Below are 22,063 nucleotides of genomic sequence, written 5' to 3' on the forward strand. Positions count from 1 at the left end.
TCAACTCCGAGCTACCGATCCTCGTTCCGGTCCGCCACCGGTACGGGAGAGGCTACTGGTCCGGGGGCGTTCCGGGGCAGCTCAGCCGCCGGATGGCTGGTGTCGTCGACCAGGCCCGGCGCCATGCTGCCGCCGTGCTCGAGGTCCTGCCCGCCGGCCTCAGGCGGTGACGGGCGCGCCCAGCGACGTCAGGACCGCACCGGCGGTACGCCACCCGCTGGCCAGCGCGCCCTGGATCGACGGGCTGTCGCGGTGGTCGCCCGCCACGAACAGGCCGTCGCCCAGCGCCACCGGCTTACGCAGGTCGGCCTGGGGGACGTTCGCCGTGGGCAGGGCGTGGGGCAGGGTGATCACGTTCAGCAGTTCCCAGTCCTCGGTGGGGACGCCGTACATCCGGGACAGCTCGACCCGGATCACCGCTTCCGAGGCGCCCGATGGCGCCGAGACGCCCACCGACGAGGCCGCGATCAGCGATTTGCCGGCCGGGGCGTACTCGGGCGCCGCGTTCGACATCACGACCGTGTTGGCGACGATCTCGCGGCGGTCGCCGTCCAGCAGCAGGGTCGGTTCGTCGATCGGCGCGTGGTCCGCGCCGAAGTAGTACGTCGTCAGCCCGCGCATGTCCGGCACCGGCAACCCGGGCAGCAGCGTCGCCGCCGTCGCCGGGTCCGTCGCCACCACCACCGCGCGGCAGCGGATCTCGCCGCCGTCGGTCACCACCAGGCCCGGCCCGATCGACAGGGTCCGGGTTCCGACCAGGAGCTGTGGGTACGGCAGAGGACCCGCAACCGCCGCCGGCAGCGCAGCCATGCCACCGGCCGGCACCCCGATCCGGCCCCGGGCGAACGAGCGCATGACCATCGCCAGCACGTGGCTGGACGTGTCGAGGGAGCGGTCGGCGAACACCCCGGACAGGAACGGCCGCAGCACCTCCTCGATCAGGCGGTGGGACAGACCCGCGCGGCGCAGCGCCTCCTGTGTCGTCGTCTCCGGCGCGTTCAGCAGCCTGGCCGGCGAGACTGTCGCGTACCGGGTGGCCAGCGCGGCGAACGTGAGCCGGTCGGCCAGCGTGCCCACGCCGGAGGTCAGGGTCCCGGGAGCGGCCAGCGGGTCGCGCAGCGGGTTCTCCAGGCGGTGCAGCCCAGACCCGCGGCGGACCAGCACGCCGGAGGTGAAGTACCGCATGTCCAGCGCGTCGATGTCGACCAGCGCGGGGACCCGCGGGTACGCCGTGTTGAGAACCTGGAAGCCGCGGTCCAACCGCCAGCCGTCGACCACGTCGGTCGTCACCCGGCCGCCGATCCGGTCGGCCGCCTCGACCAGCAGCCAGTTCACCCCGGCCCGATCCAGCCGCCGGGCAGCGGCGAGACCGGCGAGACCGCCGCCGACGATGACGACGTCCACCGATACGGGCTGCGACACGGGCAAACCTCACTGGAGGACGAACAACGCGGGCCTCAGCCTAATGATGCAGGAGGCCGCACGCAGGGCAACCGAGTGATCCATCGCGGACGGCCCGGGCCGGCGCATCCCCGGCACGCACCTCAGCCTCCCGGCGACGCCGGACGGACCGGAAGCTGCTCCACCACCGCCTCCTCCTGCGGCACGACGAGCTCCCGCACCCGCCCCTCACCCGGGCCGTCGGTCCACTCCCGGAAGCGCTGGAACACCATCGGCAGGCCGCGCGCGACGGAGAGGTCATCGCTGTCCATGGCTTGCAGGTGGACGTGCGGCTGGGTCGAGTTGCCGGAGTTGCCGCAGTCGGCGACGTGTTGACCCACCACCACCTGCTGTCCGACGGCGACCCGGACGGAGCCGGTCCTGAAGTGCGCCAGAGCCACGAATCCGGCCCCGCCGGGCAGCGCGATGATCAGGTGGTTGCCGGCGACGGCACCGACCCCCCGCCGCAGCCGGGCGCCCTGCCCCAGCGTGTAGGGCACCAGGGCCGGCTGCGAACGCCGTGCCTCGTGGTCCGGCTCGCCGTCGTGGGCGGCGACGACGGTGCCGCCGACCGGCGCCAGGACCGGCCGGCCGAAGGCGTAGAAGGTCTCCGGCGGTTCGGTGGTGAGCAGGCTCCGCCAGTTGTGGGTGGCCGAGGTCCGGTGCTTGTCGTCCACGGCGACGAAGTCAATGGCGTAGCGCCCGCCGAGGAGGTCGGTCCCGTGGCTCGGCACCTGCCGGGCCGGGCTGTTGCGCGCCAGCCACAGCCCGGTGAACGGCAACGAGAGCACCGGCCCCCGGGTTCCCGGCCGCTGTGCGGTCGCCCCGCCGGACCGGCTGGCGGCGGCGCCACCTGCGGCGAGGACGGTGGCGCCGACCGCGACCGTACGGGCCACGAAGAGCCGGCGGGAGGCGTCCGCGGCATCGGGCGACCGGCCGCCCCGGCGGGCCAGGACCCGGCGGAGCACCGGGCGGACCAGCTCGCCCACCAGGAGCGCGACGGTGAGGTAGAGCAGCAGGGGCAGCCAGGCGGCGGCCGACCAGGACGCGATGCGGCGGACCTCGAACGGCGGCTCCAGCGGACCGACTGTCAGCAGCAGCGCGGTGGTCGCTGCGAGCAGCCATACGAGCACCGTGCCGATGCGCCGCCACAGGCTGCCCTCGCTGGCGATGTCCCGGACCAGTCGCCGGTGGAGATACCAGTGGGCGGCGGCCAGGACGGTCAGGATGATCGCGGCGTTCAGCAGGGAGAGTGCCATGGGGTGAGCCTCACATCGCCAGACCCGGATCCACCTCAGCGCACCGTCTGCAGCAGCTTGTCGGGCGTGGCGGCGGGCACACCGGACAGGGCGCCGGCCACCGCGGCGTGGTCCAGAGCACGGCCCACCTGACGCGGGGTGGCCTTGGGGCGACCGGCGAGGTAGAGCGCCGCGACACCGGACACGTGAGCCGCCGAGACCGACGTACCGGAATCGGTGTTCGATCCGCCGCCCGGCCAGGCGGAGGTGATGTCGACCCCGGGGGCGTAAAGGTCGAGCCCTGGGCCGTAGTTGCTGAAGGACGCGACGTTGTCGGCGCAGTCGGAGGAACCCACAGTGATCGCCTCCCGCACCCGGGCCGGTGACGAGTTGTCGATGTCGTCGGAGCTCGCACCCGCCGACAGCACATAGGTGACGCCGCCGGCGACGGAGGTGCGCACCGCTTCGTCGAGCACCTCGCTGACCGGGGCGCCGATGATGAAGTTGGCCACCGACGGACCCGAGGCGTGCGCGGTGACCCAGTCGATGCCCGCCACCACCCCGGCGAGGGTGCCGCCGCCCTGTCCGTCCAGCACCTTCACGGAGATCAGCCGGGCCTTCTTGGCGACGCCGTACCTGGTGCCGCCGACGATCCCGGCCATCAGGGTGCCGTTGCCCAGCTCATCGCTGCCGTCACCGCCGAAGGCGTCGAAGCCGGGCCGGGCGCGCGGCGCGAGGTCGGGGTGCCGGTAGTCGAGACCCGTGTCGATCAGGTAGACGTCCACACCGGCCCCTGCGGCGGCCGGGTAGGTGTAGGAGCCGTTCAGCGGCAGCGCACGCTGGTCGATCCGGTCGAGACCGCAGGACGGGTCCCGCTGCGTACGAGTGCGCTTCGCCGGCTGCCGTACCCGGGTGTTCTGCTCCACCAGCCGTACGGACGGATCCGCGGCCAGCCGCCGTGCCTGCTGTTCGCCGGCCTCGACCAGCACGCCGTTCAGCGCGCTGTCGTAGGTCTCCACGACCCGCACGCCGTACTCGCTGGCGACGTCCGGCCGGGCGCCCTCCTCGAAGAGCACCAGGTAGCTACCGCTCAGCGCCAGGGCACTGCCGGCGTTGACCACGGTCCCGGTGGCCTCGGCGGGCCCGGGGACGGCCAGGACGCCCAGGCCCAGGCCCAGCACGATGGCGCCAGCGCTGCGGCGGACGGTCAGCGACACTGCGGACACTGCTCCTCCTCATGATCAACGGTCGTTTCGGCTGGTCGTCCGTCCACAGTAAGCGAAGCGCCGGTGGCACCTTGACCGAGCGCGCACGCACTCTGCGGAATACGCGCACACCGGCCGGATCCCTGCGCGGATCGTCGATGTCCCGTGCGGTGGCGGCACGTCTCAGCCCGGCCGGCCTGGGCCCGGCGGCGGTACTCGCGGGGCGGCAGGTCGTAGCGGATCCGGAACAAGCGGCTGAACTGGGAGGCGCCGACGAATCCCGCCCGCTCCCCGATCAGGGACACCGGCAGGTGGTCGAAGCAGGCGTCGGCGAGTTCCGCCTCGCACCGGGCGAGCCGCTGGTCGCGGATGGACCGGGCAGGGCTGGTGCCCTGCTCCTCGAAGAGTTTCTGGAGGTAACGCAGTGAGATGTTGCAGTGCCGGGCAACCAGCGCCGGGCTCAACTGGGGGTCGCCGAGCTGGCCCCGGATGAACGTCTGGATGCGCGGCATCATCGCCGTCCCGGTCCGGGCGGTCCCGGGAGCCACCGCCTTCATCCGCTCGGTGAGCAGTGCCCCGGTGAGACCGGCGAAGCTGTCGCCGACGGGGCCGAGGGAGTCCTCGGGCTCCCGGCAGTGCGGTTCGATCCCGGCCAGCAGCGACGAGAGCAGCGCGCCGGGCCCACGGGTCCCCGGCCAGGGCGAGGCGGTCAACAGCCGCGCGTCCGAAGGATCGAGGCCCGCCCACCTGTGCGGCAGGCGCATCTCCATCATGCGGAACCGCTCGGGGAACACGACCCGGTAGGGCGCCGAGCTGTCGAAGCAGACAAGGTCGGGTGACCGGGCGGGAGCGCGCCGGCCGTCCTGATGCACCACGATCTCACCCGTCAGCGGGCGGCACACCCGCAGAACACCGTCGCCGGTCCGGTCGACCAGTCGGCCGGGCCGGAGCAGCTCGCCGGGTCCGCCCTCCACCAGGGACACCCGCAGGTGGCCCAGCCGCCGGCACACCACGGTTCCGGCGAGCTCGCCACCGGCGTCGGCCATGACCTGCACGGATCGTGGCCGGTCGACGGCGCTCCCCCGGATCACCGTTCGCCCCGGCCGGCCGGGGCCGTCTCGTTCTCCGCCATGGTGAGACTCCAGCCGCCCGGGCGGCTGCTGTCGACATCCCGCTCCAGGTTCCAGGTGTTGTTCTAGTACCTCCTCGTTCCGACCACCGGCCGTGTCGCCCTCAGGGTCGAATGGGCCGGGAACACCTCGACCACCCACGGAGGAGCGATGAGCGACACCCAGGAGAGCCGCCCCTACAAGGTCGTGCTCAACCACGAGGAGCAGTACTCGATCTGGCCGGACGGCCGCGAGAACGCCCCGGGCTGGCGCGACGAGGGCACCTCGGGCACCCGCGACGAGTGCCTGGCGCACATCGAGGAGGTCTGGACCGACATGCGTCCGCTCAGTCTGCGCACCCGGATGGCGGAGCAAGCGGCGTGAGGGAGAGCGGTTCGGGCGCTCTGACGCACGAGGTCTTCGCGCGCTGGGCGCAGATGCGGCCGGACGCCGAGGCGGTGCGGTCCGGCGAGCGGTCCCTCACGTACGCCGAGGTCGATGGGTGGGCCGACCGGCTCGCCGGCGTGCTCCGCTCGCAGGGGGTCGGTCCGGAAGTACGCGTCGGCATCTGCCTGCCCCGGTCAGCCGAGTGGATCGTCGCGTTGCTGGCCGTCCTCAAGGCCGGCGGCGCCTACGTCCCCCTCGACCCGGACTACCCGCCCGCCCGGCTGGAGTTCATGCTCGCCCACTCCGGCGCCCCGGTGTTGATCGGCGCCGGCCCCGTCAGCGAACAACTCGCACACGCGTGTGACGTGCCGCTCGTGGCCCCGGACGCACACGGCGACGCGCCGGCCACCGGACCCGCCCCGGCACCGGAGAACCTGGCCTACGTCATCTACACCTCCGGCTCCACCGGCCGACCCAAAGGCGTCCAGATCACCCACGCCTCGCTCGGCAACATGCTGGTGGGGCTGGCACCGTCGCTGGAGGTCGGTCCAGGGCGGCGCACGTTGCAGTGCGTGTCGTTCAGCTTCGACATCTCCGTCTTCGACACCCTGGCCACCCTCACCAACGGCGGCACGCTCGTCATCGCCACCAAGGAGGAGGTCTCCTCCCCGGATCTGCTGGCCCGGAGGCTGCGGACCGACCGGATCCACACGGTGGCGCTACCCCCCTCGGTGCTCGCGGCCCTGGCCGGCCAGGAATTCCCCGACCTCGCGGTGGTCGGCTCAGGTGGCGAGGCGTGCCCGCCCAAGCTCGCGGCCTCATTCGCCGCCCGGCACCGCTTCGTCAACGGCTACGGCCCGACCGAGGCCACGGTCGCCGCTTCCCTGTTCGAGGTCACCCCCGACCACGGTGAGCTCGCCTCGGTGCCCATCGGAGCCCCGTTCGCGGGCGTGTCGCTGTATGTCGTGGACGACCCGGCGGGGACGACGACGACGCCGGGTGAGACGGGCGAGATCTGCATCGGCGGCGCCGGAGTCGCCCGCGGCTACCTCGGTCGCCCGGCGCTGACCGCGGCGGCGTTCCTCCCGGATCCCTTCTCCGGTGTGCCGGGCTCCCGCTTGTACCGCACGGGAGACCGGGGCAGGTTCCGGCCGGACGGCGCCCTGGAGTTCCACGGCCGCGCCGACCGCCAGGTCAAGATTCGCGGCCACCGGATCGAGCTCAACGAGATCAGGCAGGCGCTGGAACGCCACCCTCAGGTGGGCCAGGCGGCGGTGACCGTCACGGAGACCGGGCTGCTGGGCCCGCAGATCCTCGCGTTCGTGCTGCCCGTGCCGGGGAAGACGGCCGCGAGCGGCAGCGCGCTGCGCCGTCATCTGGCGGCTGAGTTGCCCGACTACATGATCCCCAACTCCATCACCGGGCTGCGGGAGTTCCCGCTGACACCGAACCACAAGATCGACTATCCGGCCCTGTCGTCTCAGAGCGTCTCCGCACGCAAGCGCGATGCGGCTCCCGTGCCGCCGCGTACGCCGGTCGAGCAGGAACTGGTACGGATCTGGCAGGAGCTGCTCGGGCAGCCGGAGATCGGGATCCGGGACGACTTCTTCGAGCTGGGCGGCCATTCGCTGCTCGCCGCCCAGGTGGTCGCCCGGATCGAGAAGTCGCACGGCGTACACCTGCGGCTCGAGACGCTGCTGGACCAGGGCCGGACCGTCGAGGGCCTGGCCGGCGTCATGTCCCGGGCGACGGCCGGTGGTGGACCATCGCGACCGCCCATCACCCGTATCCCACGCCCGGCACGGCGCGCGTAACGCCCGGCTGACGCCGACCAGATGTGAAGGAGGAGGTATGGAACTCTCCGAGGAGAAGTTCGTCGTACCGACGTCGTACTCCCAGCGGCGACTGTGGTTCCTCGAGCAGATGGAGGGCGGCGGGCACGCCTGGAACATCCAGGCCGTGCTGCGTCTGCGCGGCGTCCTCGACCCCGGCCTGCTGCAAGACGCGGTGAACGCGGTCGTGCGCCGCCACGAGGCGCTGCGCACGACGTTCGCCGCGGAGGACGGTGACCCGGTCCAGGTGGTGTGGCCCTGGCCCGGCGTCGAGCTGGAGACCGTGGCGTGCGACGACAGCGACGATCCGGCGGGCGCCGCGGAACAGTGGCTGTCGCGGGCCTGGCAGCGGCCGTTCGACATCGAGAACGGCCCGTTGTTCCGCGCCGCGCTGCTGCGACTCGGCGAGGACGAGCATCGGCTGGCCCTCGGCCTGCACCATCTGATCGCCGACGGGTGGTCGCTCCAGGTCCTCTACCAGGAGGTCATCGAGAACTACCGGCGCCTGCGGGCCGGTCAGGAGCCGCTCGGCGACGACCTCCCGATCCAGTACCCGGACTTCGCCGTCTGGGAGCGGGAGACCCTCACACCCGAGACGCTCGAGCCGTCCATGGAGGTGTGGCGTCAGCGGCTGAAGGGAGCCGGAGACGCCACGGAACTGCCCGCGGACCGGCCGCGGACCGCCGGCACGGCCGCCCAGGACGGCCTGTTCCTGTCCGTCCTGCCCGGGGACCTGGTCGAGGACGTCCGTGCCTTCGCGGCCGGGCGCGGCGCCACCGTCTTCATGGTGCTGCTCGCGGCCTTCGACACGCTCCTGCACCGGCACTCCGGCCAGGCCGACGTGATGGTCGGCGTCCCCGTGGCGGGCCGCAGCCAGCCCGGCCTCGGCGAGCTGATCGGCTGCTTCGTCAACACCGTCGTCGTCCGCGCCGACCTCGGCGGCGACCCCACCTTCGACCAACTGCTCGAGCAGGTGCGGGAGGTGTCGCTGGAGGCGCTCCAGCACCAGGAGGTGCCGCTGGAGTGGCTCGTGAAGGAACTGCGCCCGGTACGCGACGCAGACCGGCAGACATTTTTCCAGACGGTGCTCCACCTGGCGGAGGTCTCGCTGGACAGCATCCACCTCGATGAGCTCACCGTCGACGTGGTGCGGATGGACACCCAGGCTCCCGGCGTCGATCTGGCGCTGACCCTCGTACCGACCGGCTCGGGCCTCGCCACCGCCTGGGAGTACGACGCCGCCCTCTTCGACGCCGAGACCATCGAGCGCCTGCAGGGGCGCTTGCAGACGCTGCTCGAAGCGGCGGTGACCGAGCCCGGAGTGCGCCTGTCCGAGCTGCGGATGCTCGACGACGCGGAGCACGATGCGCTGACCGCCGGTGGCCCGGTGGCCGACCCGAACCCGCCGATGCTGCACGAGCTGTTCGCCCAGTGGGCCCACGAACAGCCGGACGCCGTGGCCGTGAGATCCGACCGGCAGACCCTCACGTACGCCGCAGCCGACGCGTGGGCCGACCGGCTCGCCGGCACACTGCGCACGCGGGGTGTCGGTCCGGACGTACGCGTCGGCGTCTGCCTGCCCCGCTCGCCCGAGTGGATCGTCGCGCTGCTGGCCGTGCTCAAGGCCGGCGGCGCCTACGTCCCCCTCGACCCGGACTACCCGCCCGCCCGGCTGGAGTTCATGCTCGCCGACTCCGGCGCTGCCGTGATGATCGGCGCCGGCCCGGTGAGCGAACAGCTCGCACACACCTGCGAGGTACCGCTGGTGGCCCCCGACGCACATGACGACACCGCGGACATCGGCCCTGGCCCGGCGCCGCAGAACCTGGCCTACGTCATCTACACCTCCGGCTCCACCGGCCAGCCCAAAGGCGTCCAGATCACCCACGCCTCGTTCGCCGCGCTCCTGGCCGCGCAGCGCGCTCGGCTTCCGCACGACGCCGGGGACACCGTGCTGCAGTTCTGCTCGCCCAGCTTCGACGCCTCGCTGTTCGAGATCGGGCTGGCCGTGGGTGCCGGGGCCGGCCTTGCGCTGGGCACCCGGGACGACCTGGTGCCCGGTGCGCCCCTGGCCGCGCTGATGCGCCGGCACGAGGTCACCTCCTGGACGGCGCCGCCGTCCGCCATCGCCGCGCTGGGCGCCGCGGACGTGCCCAGCCTGCGGGTCGTGATCGGGGCCGGCGAGGTGCTCACGGCGAGCGCCGTCCGGCACTGGACGGGTCAGGCGCGCTGCTTCAACCTCTACGGCCCCACCGAGGCCACCATCTGGGCCACCGGCCACGAGGTCCAGGCCGCCGATGAGGACGGTGGCCTGCCGATCGGCACCGCCATCCCCGGATACAGCGCGCTGGTGCTCGACGAACACCTGCGCCCGGTGCCGGTCAACGTGGTCGGCGAGCTGTACGTCGGAGGCGTCGGGACGGCTCGTGGCTATCTCGGCCGGCCCGGGCTGACAGCCGAGCGCTTCCGGCCCGATCCCTACTCCCGGGAACCCGGCAGCCGTCTCTACCGGACCGGCGACCTGGTGCGCCGGCGGTCGGACGGCAAGCTGATGTTCGCGGGGCGGGCCGACGACCAGGTCAAGATCCGCGGTTTCCGGGTGGAGCCGGGCGAGATCGAGTCGGCCGTGACCGCGTATCCCGGAGTCCGCGAGTGCGCGGTCGTGGCCCGCGCCGACGCACTGGGCGTGCTAGGGCTGACAGCCTGCGTCGTGACCGAGCCGGACCGTCCGGCGGTGTCGGCCGAGGACCTGCGGGCCCACCTGGAGGGCAGGCTGCCCGCCCATTTCTGGCCCGCGCGCTATCTCTTCCTGCAGAGCCTGCCGTTCACCAGTAACGGCAAGGCGGACCGGGCCGCGCTGGCCGCGCTGATCGACGAGAACGGCGAGCGGACCGGGCCCGGGGACGCCGGTTACGAGGCACCGCGCACCCCGCTGGAGGAGCTCCTGGTGGAGATCTGGCAGGAAGTGCTGGACGTCCCCCGGATCGGCGTCCACGACCAGTTCTTCGAGAAGGGCGGGCACTCGCTGCTCGCGGCTCAGGTCATCGCGCGGGTCAAGGCGGCGACCGGCCTGGACGTCTCGGTGCGGCTGCTCTTCGAGCACCGGGTCCTCGCGGACCTCGCCGAGGCGATCATGGAGCTTGCCCTGGAGGACGAGTGATGGCGGCTCCGGACCTCGCGGACCCCGCCGGCGTCGACGTCGCGGACCCCGTGCTGCACCGGGATGGCGTGCTGCCGCCGGTGTGGCGGTGGCTGCGCGGCAACGATCCGGTCCGCTGGACCGTACGCCCCAACGGGGACAGCTTCTGGTCGGTCACCTCCCACGCCGAGGGTGTGCGGGTGCTGCGCGACAGCGGGACGTTCTCGTCGGAGCGCGGCATCCGGCTGGGCGGAGAACCCAGGGCCGCGGCCGCCGCCGCCGGCCGGATGCTCATCGTCACCGACCCGCCCCGGCACGGTGAGATCCGGCGCATCATCGGCTCGGCGTTCACCGCGCGTACCGTGCGGCGCCTGGAGCAGAACATGCGGGAGACGGTCACCGCCTGCCTGGACCAGGCCGTCGAGGAGGGCACCACCGATCTCGTACGGATCGCCGCCCGGCTGCCCGTGTCCGTGATCTGCGACCTGCTCGGAGTCCCCCGGGAGGACTGGGACTTCATGCTGGACCGCACGACCACGGCTTTCGGCGCCGTCGACGAGCACGGCGGCCCCACAGCCGCGGCCGCCGAGGCGCACACGGACATCCTGCTGTACTACCTGGAGCTGGTTGGACAGCGACGGCGCGAGCCACGCGAGGACGTCGTCACCGCCCTGGTCCAGGGCGAGGTTGACGGCCGGCCGCTCACCGACGAGGAGATCCTCCTCAACTGCGACGGTCTGATCTCCGGCGGCAACGAGACGACCCGGCACGCCGCGGTAGGCGGTCTGCTCGCCCTGGCCGCGTACCCCGCCCAGTGGCGGGCGCTGCGCGACGACCCTGGCATCCTGCCCACCGCCGTCGACGAGATCCTGCGCTGGACCACACCGGGTGCGCACATCCTGCGTACCGCGGTCCACGACACCGAACTCGGCGGCCGTGCGATCGGGGCGGGGCAGTCGGTCGTGGTGTGGGGGGCGTCGGTGAACAGGGACGAGTCGGTCTTCGACGCGCCGGACGAGTTCCGGCTCGACCGCAAACCCAACCGCCACCTGACCTTCGGTCACGGCTCCCACTACTGCCTCGGCGGTGCTCTGGCGACCAGTGAACTGCGGGTGCTGTTCGGCGAGGTGGCGCGGCGGGTGGCCGCGGTCGGGGTCACCGGTCCGGTACGCCGGGTGCGCTCGAACCACATCGCAGGATTCGAGGAGGCCTTCATCGCCCTGGAACCCGCCGCCTCACGTTCCCCGGCACCGGCGGGAGGCGGCCGGCATGGGTGACGACGGTGCTCGCACGGTCTCGGCCGCACGCATCGACTTCGAGCGCAAGTTGCTGGCCCGCGCCGCCAAGGGCAGGCAGGCCACCGTGGAACGGCCTGACGTCATCCCGGCCAGCTTCGGTCAGGAACGCATGTGGCTGTCGGACTGGCTGGACCCCGAGGCGTCCACCGAGAGCACCGTGTTCGTCATCGGTCTGCGGGGCGACCTCGACGTCGCGGCGCTCCGGGGCGCCGTCACCGATCTGACCCACCGGCACGAAGTGCTGCGCACCGTGGTCGAGCCACGGGGGCGCGGGCTCATCCAGCGGGTCCTGCCGCCGACGGACGTTCCGGTGCCCGTGGTCGACCTCCCGGGGGACGTCGAAGCGTTCGCCCGAGAGCAGTTGGTCCGCAAGCTCGACCTGGCCGTGGAACCGCCGCTGTCGTGGACGCTGCTGCGCCACGCCGACGACGAGCACCACCTGGTGCTCCGCATGCACCACATCGCCGCCGACGGCTGGTCGGAGGGCGTCCTGAACCGGGAACTGTCCCTGCTCTACCGGGTTCGGGTGACCGGAGCGCCGCTCCGGCTGCCCGACCTGCCCATCCAGTACGCGGACTTCTCGATCGGCCAGCGGGAGCGGCAGTCCGGCACCCGCTTGGAACGTGGCCTGTCCTACTGGAAACAGCGGCTCGCGGGGGCGCCCACGACGGTGTCGCTCCCCTTCGACCGCAAGCCCGGCGAGGACGCCGCGCTGGCCTCGGGCACCGCCTTCGCCAGGATCCCGGGAACCGTCGTGGACCACCTGGAGAAGGCGAGCGCCGCCGAGGGCGCCTCCGGATACATGGCGCTGCTCGCGGCCTTCGCGGTCACCCTGTGGAGCGGCTCCGGCCAGCGCGACCTGGTCATCGGTTCGCCGGTGGCCGGCCGCGAGTCGCCCGAGACCGAGCAGCTCATCGGCGTGTTCACCAACACCCTGCCGATGCGGGTGCTGGTGCGGCCCGGGGAGTCCTTCGCGCACCTGCTGCGCCGTGTCCGGGAGAACGCGCTGGACGACTTCACCCACGGCGAAGTGCCCTTCCAGCGCCTGGTCGACGCGATCAGGCCCGTCCGCGTCCCCGGCCGGCTGCCGCTGGTGCAGGTGATCCTGCAGCTCGACAACACCGGTTTCGCGGAGCCCGAGTTTCCCGGCGTCGAGGTCTCCTACCGGCAACTGTTCGCGGAGAAGTCGGCGCTGGACCTGACCGTCAGCCTCGGGCGGCGCGGTGCGGACTACATCGCGGTCTGGAAGTACCGCTCCGGCCTGCTGGACGAATCCACGGTACGGCTGCTGCACGACCGCTTCGTCGCCGTCATGCGGCAGGTCGTCGCGCGACCCGGGACGCCGTTGGAGACCCTCGGGCTAGTTGGCGGCTGAGGCGGAGGGCGTCGCCACGACCGCTCGGCCCCGCTCCTCCTCGTCGGCGGCGTCCGGCAGATCCTGCTCCAACCGCCGCACCGCCCGGGGCACGCAGGTGGCCGCGACCACGCCCAGCAGCAGCACCCCGGACAACAGGAACACCATGGCGATCCCGCCGCTGGTGCCCGTCCCGGTGAGCCGGCCGGTGCTGTCCGCCAGCGGCACGCCGACCTGCTCGGTGAGCGGACCGGCGACCGCGAACGCGATCGGGCCGGCCGACCAGGCGAGCAGGCGGCGGATGGAGAAGACCCGGCCCTGCACCTCCACCGGGGTCTTGCGCTGCCAGAGGGTCGGCGTGACCGCGTTCGTCACGGCGTAACCGCCCAGGATGCCGAACATGCAGATGCCCAGCAGCCAGGGCGTACCGCGACTGGATCCGATGGCCAGCAGCAGGAAGCTGTGCAGGACGGCGACCGCGAGGATCGCGCGGACCAGGTGCTTCGGCGCCCGGGTGAAGCTCATGACACCGCTGACCGCGATCATGCCGACCGCGCCGACGGCGTTGATGATGCCGAGGGCCGACGGCGGGTGCGAGCTCAGCACCAGCGGCGCGAGCAGGACGAGTGCCATCTCCATCATCAGGTTGTAGCCGGCGAAGAAGACGAGCAGGCCCAGCAGACCGGGGCGCTGCCGGATGAAGGTCCAGCCCTGGACCATCTCGGACAGCAACGGGCGGCTCTTCGCACCTTCGGCGCGTACCGGCGGCATCGCGGGCAGGAGGCGGTAGGACAGCAGCATGGTGCAAATCGCGATGACGAAGGTGGACAGGTCGACCAGCAGCAGGCCGTTCAGGCCGAGCACCCCGTACAGGGCGCCGCCGAGAAGGTCACCGAAGACCATGCCGACCGCCTCGGCCGTGCCCACCCGGGCGTTGGCCTTGCTGAGCTGGTCCCTGGCCACCACTTGCGGCACCAGGCTGGCGAAGGCCGGCCACTGGAACGCCTGGAAGACCGAGCCGATCGCGACCATCACGTAGAGGTGCCACAGTTCCAGCGAGCCGGTGACGTTGAGCGTCAGCAGCACCAACGGCCCGGACGCGGTGCCCAGGTCGCTGAGCATCATCACCCGCCGCCGGTCGAAGCGGTCGACGACCACACCGGCGAACGGCAACGTGAGCAGGCCGGGCAGCGCGCCCGCCAGGATGAGGGTGGCGAACGCCGTCGGCGACCCGGTCTGGGCGAAGATCCACACGCCGATGCCGAAGGTGGTCATCGCCGAGCCGATCAGCGAGGTGGCCTGCCCGGCCCAGATCAGGTTGAACACGCGCACTCAGCGGACTCCGGGGGTGTCGGGGGCGGTGACCGCCTCGGCCAGCAGGGTCAGGAAGTCGCGCAGCCGCGCACGCAGCGCCGGCCGTTCGAAGAGGTCGGTGCTGTACTCCAGCCAGCCGGAGAGCCCGTCGGCGGTCTCGTAGCAGCGCATGTGCAGCTCGTAGCGGCAGGTGCCCCGGTCCAGCAGCAGCGGGGTGGCGGACAGCCCCGCCAGGCCCTCCCCCGCCGACGGCAGGTTCTGCACGGCGAACATCGCCTGGCACAACGGCGGACGGCTGTCGTCGGTCGCGGCGTGTGCGGCGGCCACCTTCTCGAACGGCAGGCCGCGGTGCTCCCACACCGATAGGAAGTTCTCCCGGACGCGGGTGACGAGCTCCCGGAACGTCGGGTCGCCGGTGAGGTCGGCGGGGACCGGCACGATGTTCGCGAACGGCCCGGCGACGCGCTCGGAGTCGGGGTCGGGTCGGTTGGCCACCGGGACGGCGACGACGAAACGCTCCGCGCCCCCGAGCCGGTGGAGCCAGCTCTCGAAGGCGGCCAGCAACACGACGAAGGGGGTGGCGTCCGCCTCGGCCGCGAGCTTGCGCACCCCCGCGGCCACGGCGGGGTCGATGTCGAACTGCTCCACCGCGCCGTCCGTCGACCAGCGGTCCGGGCGCGGCCGGTCGGTGGGCAGGGGCAGCAGCGGTGGGACACCGCGCAGCGTGTCCCGCCAGAAGGCCGCGGCGGCCTCCGACTCCGGCGTCGCCAGCCAGGCCTGCTGCGCCGCGGCGTAGCCGTCGAAGCCGGGCACGGGCGGCAGTTGCGGCAGCCGGCCGGCGACCAGTTCGCCGTAGAGCGCGGCGAGGTCGCGCTGGAGCACCGACAGTGTCCAGCCGTCGGCGACGATGTGGTGCACCGTCAGGCCCAGCATGTGCTCCTGCGGGCTGCTACGGACGAGGACGGCCCGGGCGAGCGGCCCGCGTTCCAGGTCGAAGGGCGCCCGGAGCTCGGCGGTGGCGAGCCGGACCGCCTCCTGCCTCGGGTCGGCGGCCGCCGAGACGTCGTGCCTGACCAGCGGGAGCAGTACCTGCGGCTCGACGACCACCCCGGGGCCGGGGAACCGGGTACGCAGCGCCGGGTGGCGGTGGGCCAGCGCGTCGAGGGCGCGGGCCAGGGCCACCTCGTCGACGTGTCCCGCGATCCGCGCGTTGAAGCCGACGTTGTACGCGGCGGTGTCCGGTTCCCGCCGCCAGTGCCGCCAGATGAACTCCTGACCGGGTGTACGGCCGGCGCTGCCAGAAGGTGCCGGGGCCGCCGGGCCGACGCCACCCGCTGCCGGTCCTGCGGCGTCGAGCCAGCCGGCGAGCGCAGCCACCGTGCGCAGATCGAGGACCTGCCGCAGCGGCATCTGGTGCCCCGTGGCCCGGTGCAGGCGCGCGGCGAGCCGGGCGGCGAGCAGCGAGTGGCCGCCGAGGGCGAAGAAGTCGTCGTCCCGGCCCACCGGCACACCGGTGGCGTACTCGTCGCCGAGCACCTCCGCGAACACGGCCGCCACCACGTTCTCGGTGGTCGTCCGCGGCGGCACGGCACGTCCGGCCGGCTCGTCGGGCACGGCCAGCGCCCGGCGGTCCACTTTGTTGTTGGCGGTGCGCGGCAGCGCGGGTAGCACCCGGATGACCGCGGGTATCTGATGATCGGGCAGCAGGCCACGCAGTGCCGCGCGCAGTGCCCCGGTGTCCAGGGTCGCTGGTGCGACGCAACCGACGAGCCGGACGGGGCCGGTCGGTCCCGCGGTCCGCACCGGCACGACCGCGGCCTCCTCGACGCCCGGCAGGGTACGCAGCACGCTTTCGATGCCCGCGGGCTCCACCCGGTGACCGCGGATCTTGACCTGGTCGTCGCCGCGGCCGAGGAAGATCAGCGTGCCGTCGGCCTCGCGGCGGGCGAGGTCGCCGGTGCGGTAGGCGCGGGCGCCCGGGACGCCGGAGAACGGGTCGGGCACGAAGCCGGCCGCGGTGAGCGCCGGCTGGCCGTGGTAGCCCTCGGCCAGCCGGTCACCGCCGATCCACACCTCGCCGGGCACACCCACGGGGGCGAGGTCGCCGTGCCGGTCGACGATCCACACCCGGGCGCTGGCGACGGGCACGCCGAGGGGGGCCGGGCCGCTGTCGCCCGGGGCGGCGGTGACGCGGGCGCTGGTGGTGGTCATGGTGGCCTCGGTCGGCCCGTACTGGTTGACGACCACCGGCCGGCCGGCGAACGCCGTGCTGGCCCGGGCGCAGTCGGCCAGGTCCAGGGCCTCGCCCGCGGTCAGCAGCAGGCGCAGCCGGCCACCGGGCGACGGACGGCACTCCTCGGCCGCGGTCAGCAGCGCGCGCAGCAGCGTCGGAACGACACTCAGCAGGCCGGTGGCCTCGTGCCGGTCGACGGCGGCGACGACCGCCCGGGGGTCGGCGGCGCGCTCGTCGTCCAGCAGCACCACCCGGGCTCCAGTGGTCAACGGTCCGAGCAGGTCACGGACGCAGGCGTCGAAGGCCAGCCCGGCGAGCTGCACGACGGTGTCCTGGCCGTCGAGGCCGAAACCGCCCACGTAGTCGCGGAGGTAAGCGGCCGCGGCAGCGTGCGGGGTGCGCACTCCCTTGGGCCGGCCGGTGGAGCCCGAGGTGTAGACGACGTAGGCGAGGGCGGCCGGGTCGACCGCCGCGGCGGTGTCGGGGGCGCCGGAGTCGTGCACGGCGACGGCCGCTTCGTCGTCGCCGAGCACCACGGTGGGCAGGCCGCTGCCTTCGCAGGCTGGGACCCAGGGCCGGTCGGTCACGACGAAGGCGGCGCCGCTGTCGGCCAGGACGCCACGCAGCCGGGCCGGCGGGTGGCTGGGATCGAGGGCGACGTAGGCCGCGCCCGCCAGCAGGACGGCCAGCACCGCGACCGGCTGCTGCGGCCCGCGGCCGAGACAGAGGCCGACCAGTGTCCCCGGTCGTACACCACGGGTGCTCAGGTGCCGGGCGAGACGGGCGGCCCGCTCGCCGAGCTGGCGGTACGTCCACTCCCCCTGGTCTGTGATCAGGGCGACGGCCTCGGGTGTGCGGGCGATCTGATCGAACACCAGGGTGTGCAGGCAGGCCGGTGCGGTGACGGCGGCGGGCTGCGGCGCGCCGCCCGGGGCGAGCTGCGCGCGCTCGGCGGAGGTGAGCATGCCGAGCCCGCCCAGTGGGGTGTCCGGACCGCGCGTCGCGGCGTCGAGCAGGACCAGCAGATGGCCCGTCAGCCGCCGGACACGGTCGGGGGACAGCAGCGGCGTCCGGTGGACGACCCCGCCGCCGAGGCCCTGATCGCCGTCCTCGAACAGCACGTTCAGATCGGCCTTGGCGTGCCGCGGGCCGAACGGCTCCGGTTCGAGGGTGATGCCGTCGGCGAACGCTACGGTGCCGGCCCGCAGCGGGTCCATCGACACGGCGAACCGGGCGAGCGCTCGGCCGTCGAGCCCGAACGCGTCGACCACCTGGTCGAAGGGCAGCAACCGGTGCTCCCGGGCGTCCAGCACCGCTGTCCGCGCGGCGCGCAGCAGTGCCCGGAAGCCGTCTCCGGCCCGCACCTGGATCCGCAGGACGGCGGTGTCGAGCAGTAGGCCGACGATGCCGTCGAGGTCGGGGCGGCCACGGTCGGCCACGGGCATGGTCAGCACGATCTCGTCGGTGGCGCAATGGCGGGCGAGCACGGCGACGTACGCCGCCAGCAGCACCATGAACGGCGTGCAGCCCTCGGCCCGGGCCAGCTCCCGTACCCGTGCGGCGGTCACGGCCGGCACGGTGAACGGCAGGGCGGCCCCCGCCGAACCGTCGCCGGCCTCGCGCGGAGCGTCAGCGGGCATTTCGGGCGGGCCGTTCACGCCCGCCAGCCGCTCGCGCCAATGGGCCAGCTCCGCCGCCCGCGCCTGTTCGGCGAGAGCGCCGTTCCGCCAGCTCGCGTAGTCGCCGGCGCCGAGCCGATCGGGCAGTTCGGCGGGCCGGCCGGCGCGAGCCGCGCGGTAGGCCGTACCCAGATCGTCGAGCAGTACCTGGATCGACCAACCGTCGGCGACGATGTGGTGCAGGGTCAGCGCCAGCACCAGTTCGTCCTCCCCGAGCGGCACCAGTGCCGCGCGGACCAGCGGCCCGGTGGCCAGGTCGAACCGGGCGCCGGACTCCTCCGCGAGCACCGCCTCGAGCGCGCGGCCACGCCCGTCAGCACCGAGGTGGCCGAGATCGACCACACGCAGCGGAAGCTCGACCGCGTCCGCCACGACGCGCACCGGTCGTCCGTCGGCCGAGGGGAAGCAGGTACGGAGCGCCTCATGCGCAGCCGGGAGCGCCCGCAGTGCCGATCGCAGAGCCAGCACGTCGACGCCGCCGCGCAGCCGGCCGACGACGGGCATGTTGTAGGCGGGGTCGCCCGGTTCCAGTTGGTCGGCGAACCAGATCCGCGCCTCGGCCGCGGACACGTCCGCGACGCCGTCACCGCGGGGGTGTACGGGCTCCGCCGGCGTGGTCTCCGGCTCCCCGACGGGCAGCTCCGCGACGCGGGCGGCGAAGGCGGCGAGGGTGGGCGCCTCGAAGACGAGCCGTAGCGGCACCGACTTGCCGACCAACTCGCGGACGGCGAGCAGCGCTTCCATGGCGAGCAGCGAGTGGCCGCCGCGGGCGAAGAAGCTGGCGTTCCGGCCGATCCGGTCGACGCCGAGCGTGCGCGCCCATACCTCGGCGATCGTCCGTTCGAGTTCACCCCGCGGTGGCTCGTACGTCTCGGTGGGGGCGGCCCCGGGCTCCGGTTCGGGCAGGCTCTTGCGATCCACCTTGCCGCTGGGCAGCAGCGGGAAGGCCGGCAGCACGACGAAGGCGGCCGGGACCATGTACTCCGGCAGTCGGGCGGACAGCCACTCGCGCAGCTCCGCGACCGCCGGGGTGCCGGTGACGCTGGGCAGCAGGTACGCGACGAGGCGGACACCGCCGGGCCGGTCGTCCCGGGCCGCGACCACCGCCTGGCCGACCGCGGGGTGCTCGGCGAGCATCGACTCGATCTCGCCCAGCTCGATCCGCATGCCGCGGATCTTGACCTGCCGGTCGGCGCGGCCGAGGTAGTCGAGCCGGCCGTCGGGCAGCCGGCGCACCAGGTCACCGGTGCGGTACAACCGGGCGCCGGGCGGTCCGAAGGGGTCGGGCACGAACTGCTCGGCGGTCAGACCACGGCGGCCGAGATAGCCGCGGGCGAGCTGCACGCCGCCAAGGTACAACATTCCGGGCACGCCCACCGGCTGTGCCGCGAAGGCGTCGTCGAGCACGTGGCACCGTACATTGTCGACCGGATCACCGATCGTGACCAGTGGATCGTCCGGCCGGCAGCGAGCCGCGGTCACGTTGACCGCCGCCTCGGTGGGACCGTAGGCGTTGTAGAGCTCGACGTCGAACGCCGCGAGGCAGCGGGCAGCCAAATCGGGCGGCAACGGCTCACCCGCGCTCTTGAGCACCCGCAGGGAGGGCACGGGCCGGTCACCGCCGTGTTCCAGCAGTGCGGCCAGCATGGTCGGCACGAACCGTACGTAGGTGACCCGCTCGTCGGCCATCAACGCGCGCAGGTACTCCGGATCGCGGTGGCCCCCGGGCTCGGCGATCACCAGCCGGGCGCCACCGGCGAGCGCGGCGAAGACCTCCACCACCGAGTCGTCGAAGGTGACGTTCGTCTTCAGCAGGACCGTCCCGCCGGCGTCGATGCCGAACCGTTCGATCTGCCAGCGGATCTGGTTGTGCGCGGCCCGGTGCGGGACCATCACGCCCTTGGGGCGGCCGGTGGAGCCGGAGGTGTAGAAGACGTACGCCAACTGCTCCGGCAGGACGGCGGGCAGTGTCCAGGTGCCGGGCCGGGCGGCGATGTCCGCGGCATCGCGGGCGGCGTCGAGGCACACCGGGTCACTCCCCGCCGCCACCACCGTGTCCGCCCGGGCGGTGTGGGTGACGACGAGCCGCGCCCCGGCGTCCCGCAGCACGGCGGCGGTGCGCCAGGCCGGATGCTCGGGGTCGAGCGGCAGATAGGCGGCGCCGGACCGGACGATGCCCAGGATCGCCACCACCAGGTCGAAGGAACGTTCGAGCAGCATTCCCACCGGCTCGTCGGCACCGGCGCCCAGCGCCCGCAGGTGGTGGGCGAGGCGGTTGGCCCGCCGGTCCAGCTCCGCGTAGGTCAGCTCTGCCCCGCGGTACACCAGAGCGACGGAGTCGCCGGCCTGAGCCGCCCGTTCGGCCACCATGGCCGCCAGGTCGACCGGCCCGGCGTGCTCGCGCACTGGTCCCCGGGCGTGCCGGGCAGCCAGCTCGCGTTCGCCCGCGCCGAGCAGCGGCAGTCGCCCGACCTCCTGATCGGGGTCGGCGAGGGCGGCCGAGGTGAGGGTGACGAAGTGGTCCAGGACCCGGGCGGCGCTGACCTCGTCCCACAGCTCGCGGTCGTATTCCAGTGCCAGCTCGTACGTGTCGCCCTCCTCGGTGACCTCCAGGCTCAGGTCGAACTTGGCGGTGCCCGTCGCCGCGCAGGGCACGTAGGCGGCCTTGGCGTCGCCCAGCACCCAGGCGCCCTGGTCGGCTCCGTTCCAGACCAGCATCACCTGGAACAGCGGCGTGCCCGCGACGTCCCGCGACGCTGGCAGGGACTTCACCACGCGCTCGAACGGCACCGCCTGGTGCGCGAACGCGGCCGCGGCATCCTCGCGCGTCCGGTCCAGCAGCTCCCGGAAGGACACCGTGGGGCGGCAGTCGGCCCGCAGCACCACGGTGTTGACGAACAAGCCGATCAGCGGCTTGAAGCTCGGTTCCGTCCGGCCCGCGACCGGGACGCCGACGAGGAAGTCGGACTCGCCGGTGTAGCGGTGCAGCAAGGTCTGGAAGCAGGCCAGCAGCACCATGAACGGCGTTGCCGACGCTTGCCGGGCGAGCGTGCGGACCGGTCCGGCCACGTCGGCGCCGAGGATGCCGTGCACCAGGCCACCGGGCCGGGCACGGCGCTGTGGCGGGCGCCGGTCGACGGGCAGCTCCAACGTGGGCGGCAGGTCGGCAAGCCGCTTCCTCCAGTACGCGAGCTGCTCGTCGTGCCCGCCGCCAGCCTGCTGCCCGCGTTCCCACGCCGCGTAGTCGGCGTAGCGGATGGTAGGTGCGGCGGGCCTGGCGCCCCGGCCGAGCTCGGCGGCATATCCCTCGGCGAGTTCCCGCCGCAGGACGTCCATCGACCAGCCGTCGACAGCGATGTGGTGTGCCGTGAGCACGAGGTGGTGCAGGCTGTCGTGGGTGCCGGCCAGCACCCCGCGCCACACCGGGCCCGCGCGCAGGTCGAAGGTCTGTTCGAGCTCCGCCGCCTGAAGGGCCTCGACCGCGGCCGGATCGTCGGGGATCCCGGATCGGCGCAGCACGAACGACGGCTCGCGCGGCACCAGCGTCTCCATGCCGGCCCGTCGCTCGTACACGCTGCGCAGCACCTCGTGGCGCTCCTCGATGCCGCGCAGCGCCCGCTGCAGAGCCGCACCGTCGATCGGGCCTTCGAGCCGGAAGGTGATGATCAGGTGGTACGCGGAGGTCCCCGGCTCGAGCTCCTCAAGGAAGAGCATCCGTTCCTGCGCGGGGGCCACCGGGCCGGGGCCACTGGTGCGCTCGATGTCGGTGCGCAGGCCACGGTCGCGGCGGGCTGCGGACAGGCGCTGGGCGAGCAAATCCCGAAGCCTGTCCGCG

General features: G+C 73.2%; 11 protein-coding genes. 5 read left to right on the forward strand and 6 right to left on the reverse strand.

Annotated features, from left to right (window positions below; translation table 11 throughout):
* Nucleotides 1–159: 159 nt before the first annotated feature.
* The 4 genes from ABZT18_RS26540 to ABZT18_RS26555 all read right to left on the reverse strand — a co-directional run bounded on the left by ABZT18_RS26540 (nt 160) and on the right by ABZT18_RS26555 (nt 4,929).
* Nucleotides 160–1,422 (reverse strand): NAD(P)/FAD-dependent oxidoreductase, encoded by a 1,263-nt coding sequence (locus tag ABZT18_RS26540; RefSeq protein ID WP_354996948.1) that lies wholly within the window; start codon nt 1,420–1,422, stop codon nt 160–162.
* Nucleotides 1,423–1,544: 122 nt separating this feature from the next.
* Nucleotides 1,545–2,699 (reverse strand): peptidoglycan DD-metalloendopeptidase family protein, encoded by a 1,155-nt coding sequence (locus ABZT18_RS26545; RefSeq protein ID WP_354996947.1) that lies wholly within the window; start codon nt 2,697–2,699, stop codon nt 1,545–1,547.
* A 35-nt stretch (nt 2,700–2,734) separates the two neighbouring features.
* The gene (locus ABZT18_RS26550; protein ID WP_354996946.1) at nt 2,735–3,904 is read right to left on the reverse strand and encodes a S8 family serine peptidase; all 1,170 of its coding nucleotides are present in this window, start codon (nt 3,902–3,904) and stop codon (nt 2,735–2,737) included.
* On the reverse strand, nt 3,886–4,929 hold the full coding sequence (locus ABZT18_RS26555) for a helix-turn-helix domain-containing protein (protein WP_354996945.1): 1,044 nt from the start codon (nt 4,927–4,929) through the stop codon (nt 3,886–3,888). The genes ABZT18_RS26550 and ABZT18_RS26555 overlap by 19 nt, the downstream gene beginning before the upstream one ends.
* A 234-nt stretch (nt 4,930–5,163) precedes the next feature.
* Between ABZT18_RS26555 and ABZT18_RS26560 the strand changes: the two genes are divergently transcribed.
* From ABZT18_RS26560 to ABZT18_RS26580, 5 genes are read left to right on the forward strand one after another with little or no spacing between them, the layout of a single operon-like run.
* A complete protein-coding gene (locus tag ABZT18_RS26560) occupies nt 5,164–5,376 on the forward strand; it encodes an MbtH family protein (RefSeq protein WP_354996944.1) in 213 nt (70 codons plus the stop codon).
* Nucleotides 5,373–7,193, forward strand: a complete 1,821-nt coding sequence (locus ABZT18_RS26565) for a non-ribosomal peptide synthetase (protein WP_354996943.1) — start codon at nt 5,373–5,375, stop codon at nt 7,191–7,193. The genes ABZT18_RS26560 and ABZT18_RS26565 overlap by 4 nt, the downstream gene beginning before the upstream one ends.
* 37 nt (nt 7,194–7,230) lie before the next feature.
* Entirely contained in the window at nt 7,231–10,371 is a 3,141-nt protein-coding gene (locus ABZT18_RS26570; protein ID WP_354996942.1) for an amino acid adenylation domain-containing protein, read from the forward strand.
* Nucleotides 10,371–11,627, forward strand: a complete 1,257-nt coding sequence (locus ABZT18_RS26575; protein WP_354996941.1) for a cytochrome P450 — start codon at nt 10,371–10,373, stop codon at nt 11,625–11,627. Before ABZT18_RS26570 ends, ABZT18_RS26575 begins: the two co-directional genes overlap by 1 nt.
* Nucleotides 11,620–13,023 (forward strand): condensation domain-containing protein, encoded by a 1,404-nt coding sequence (locus ABZT18_RS26580; RefSeq protein ID WP_354996940.1) that lies wholly within the window; start codon nt 11,620–11,622, stop codon nt 13,021–13,023. The genes ABZT18_RS26575 and ABZT18_RS26580 overlap by 8 nt, the downstream gene beginning before the upstream one ends.
* Here the strand turns inward: ABZT18_RS26580 and ABZT18_RS26585 are convergent.
* Together ABZT18_RS26585 and ABZT18_RS26590 are read right to left on the reverse strand one after the other, a co-directional pair.
* Nucleotides 13,009–14,334 (reverse strand): MFS transporter, encoded by a 1,326-nt coding sequence (locus ABZT18_RS26585; RefSeq protein ID WP_355252707.1) that lies wholly within the window; start codon nt 14,332–14,334, stop codon nt 13,009–13,011. The genes ABZT18_RS26580 and ABZT18_RS26585 overlap by 15 nt on opposite strands.
* Nucleotides 14,335–22,044, reverse strand: coding sequence for an amino acid adenylation domain-containing protein (locus tag ABZT18_RS26590; protein WP_355252710.1), 7,710 nt, complete (start codon nt 22,042–22,044; stop codon nt 14,335–14,337). It abuts the gene before it with no gap.
* Nucleotides 22,045–22,063: the final 19 nt, after the last annotated feature.

This window comes from Micromonospora sp. NPDC005291 (genome assembly GCF_040607415.1).
Classification (GTDB): Bacteria; Actinomycetota; Actinomycetes; order Mycobacteriales; family Micromonosporaceae; genus Micromonospora.

What these genes read in the sequence shown, in the direction of transcription:
- ABZT18_RS26580 (WP_354996940.1), top strand. Translation starts at nt 11,620, where the DNA reads ATGGGTGACGACGGTGCTCGCACGGTCTCGGCCGCACGCATCGACTTC.
- ABZT18_RS26570 (WP_354996942.1), top strand. Translation starts at nt 7,231, where the DNA reads ATGGAACTCTCCGAGGAGAAGTTCGTCGTACCGACGTCGTACTCCCAG.
- ABZT18_RS26575 (WP_354996941.1), top strand. Translation starts at nt 10,371, where the DNA reads ATGGCGGCTCCGGACCTCGCGGACCCCGCCGGCGTCGACGTCGCGGAC.
- ABZT18_RS26545 (WP_354996947.1), bottom strand. Translation starts at nt 2,699, where the DNA reads ATGGCACTCTCCCTGCTGAACGCCGCGATCATCCTGACCGTCCTGGCC.
- ABZT18_RS26560 (WP_354996944.1), top strand. Translation starts at nt 5,164, where the DNA reads ATGAGCGACACCCAGGAGAGCCGCCCCTACAAGGTCGTGCTCAACCAC.
- ABZT18_RS26555 (WP_354996945.1), bottom strand. Translation starts at nt 4,929, where the DNA reads ATGGCCGACGCCGGTGGCGAGCTCGCCGGAACCGTGGTGTGCCGGCGG.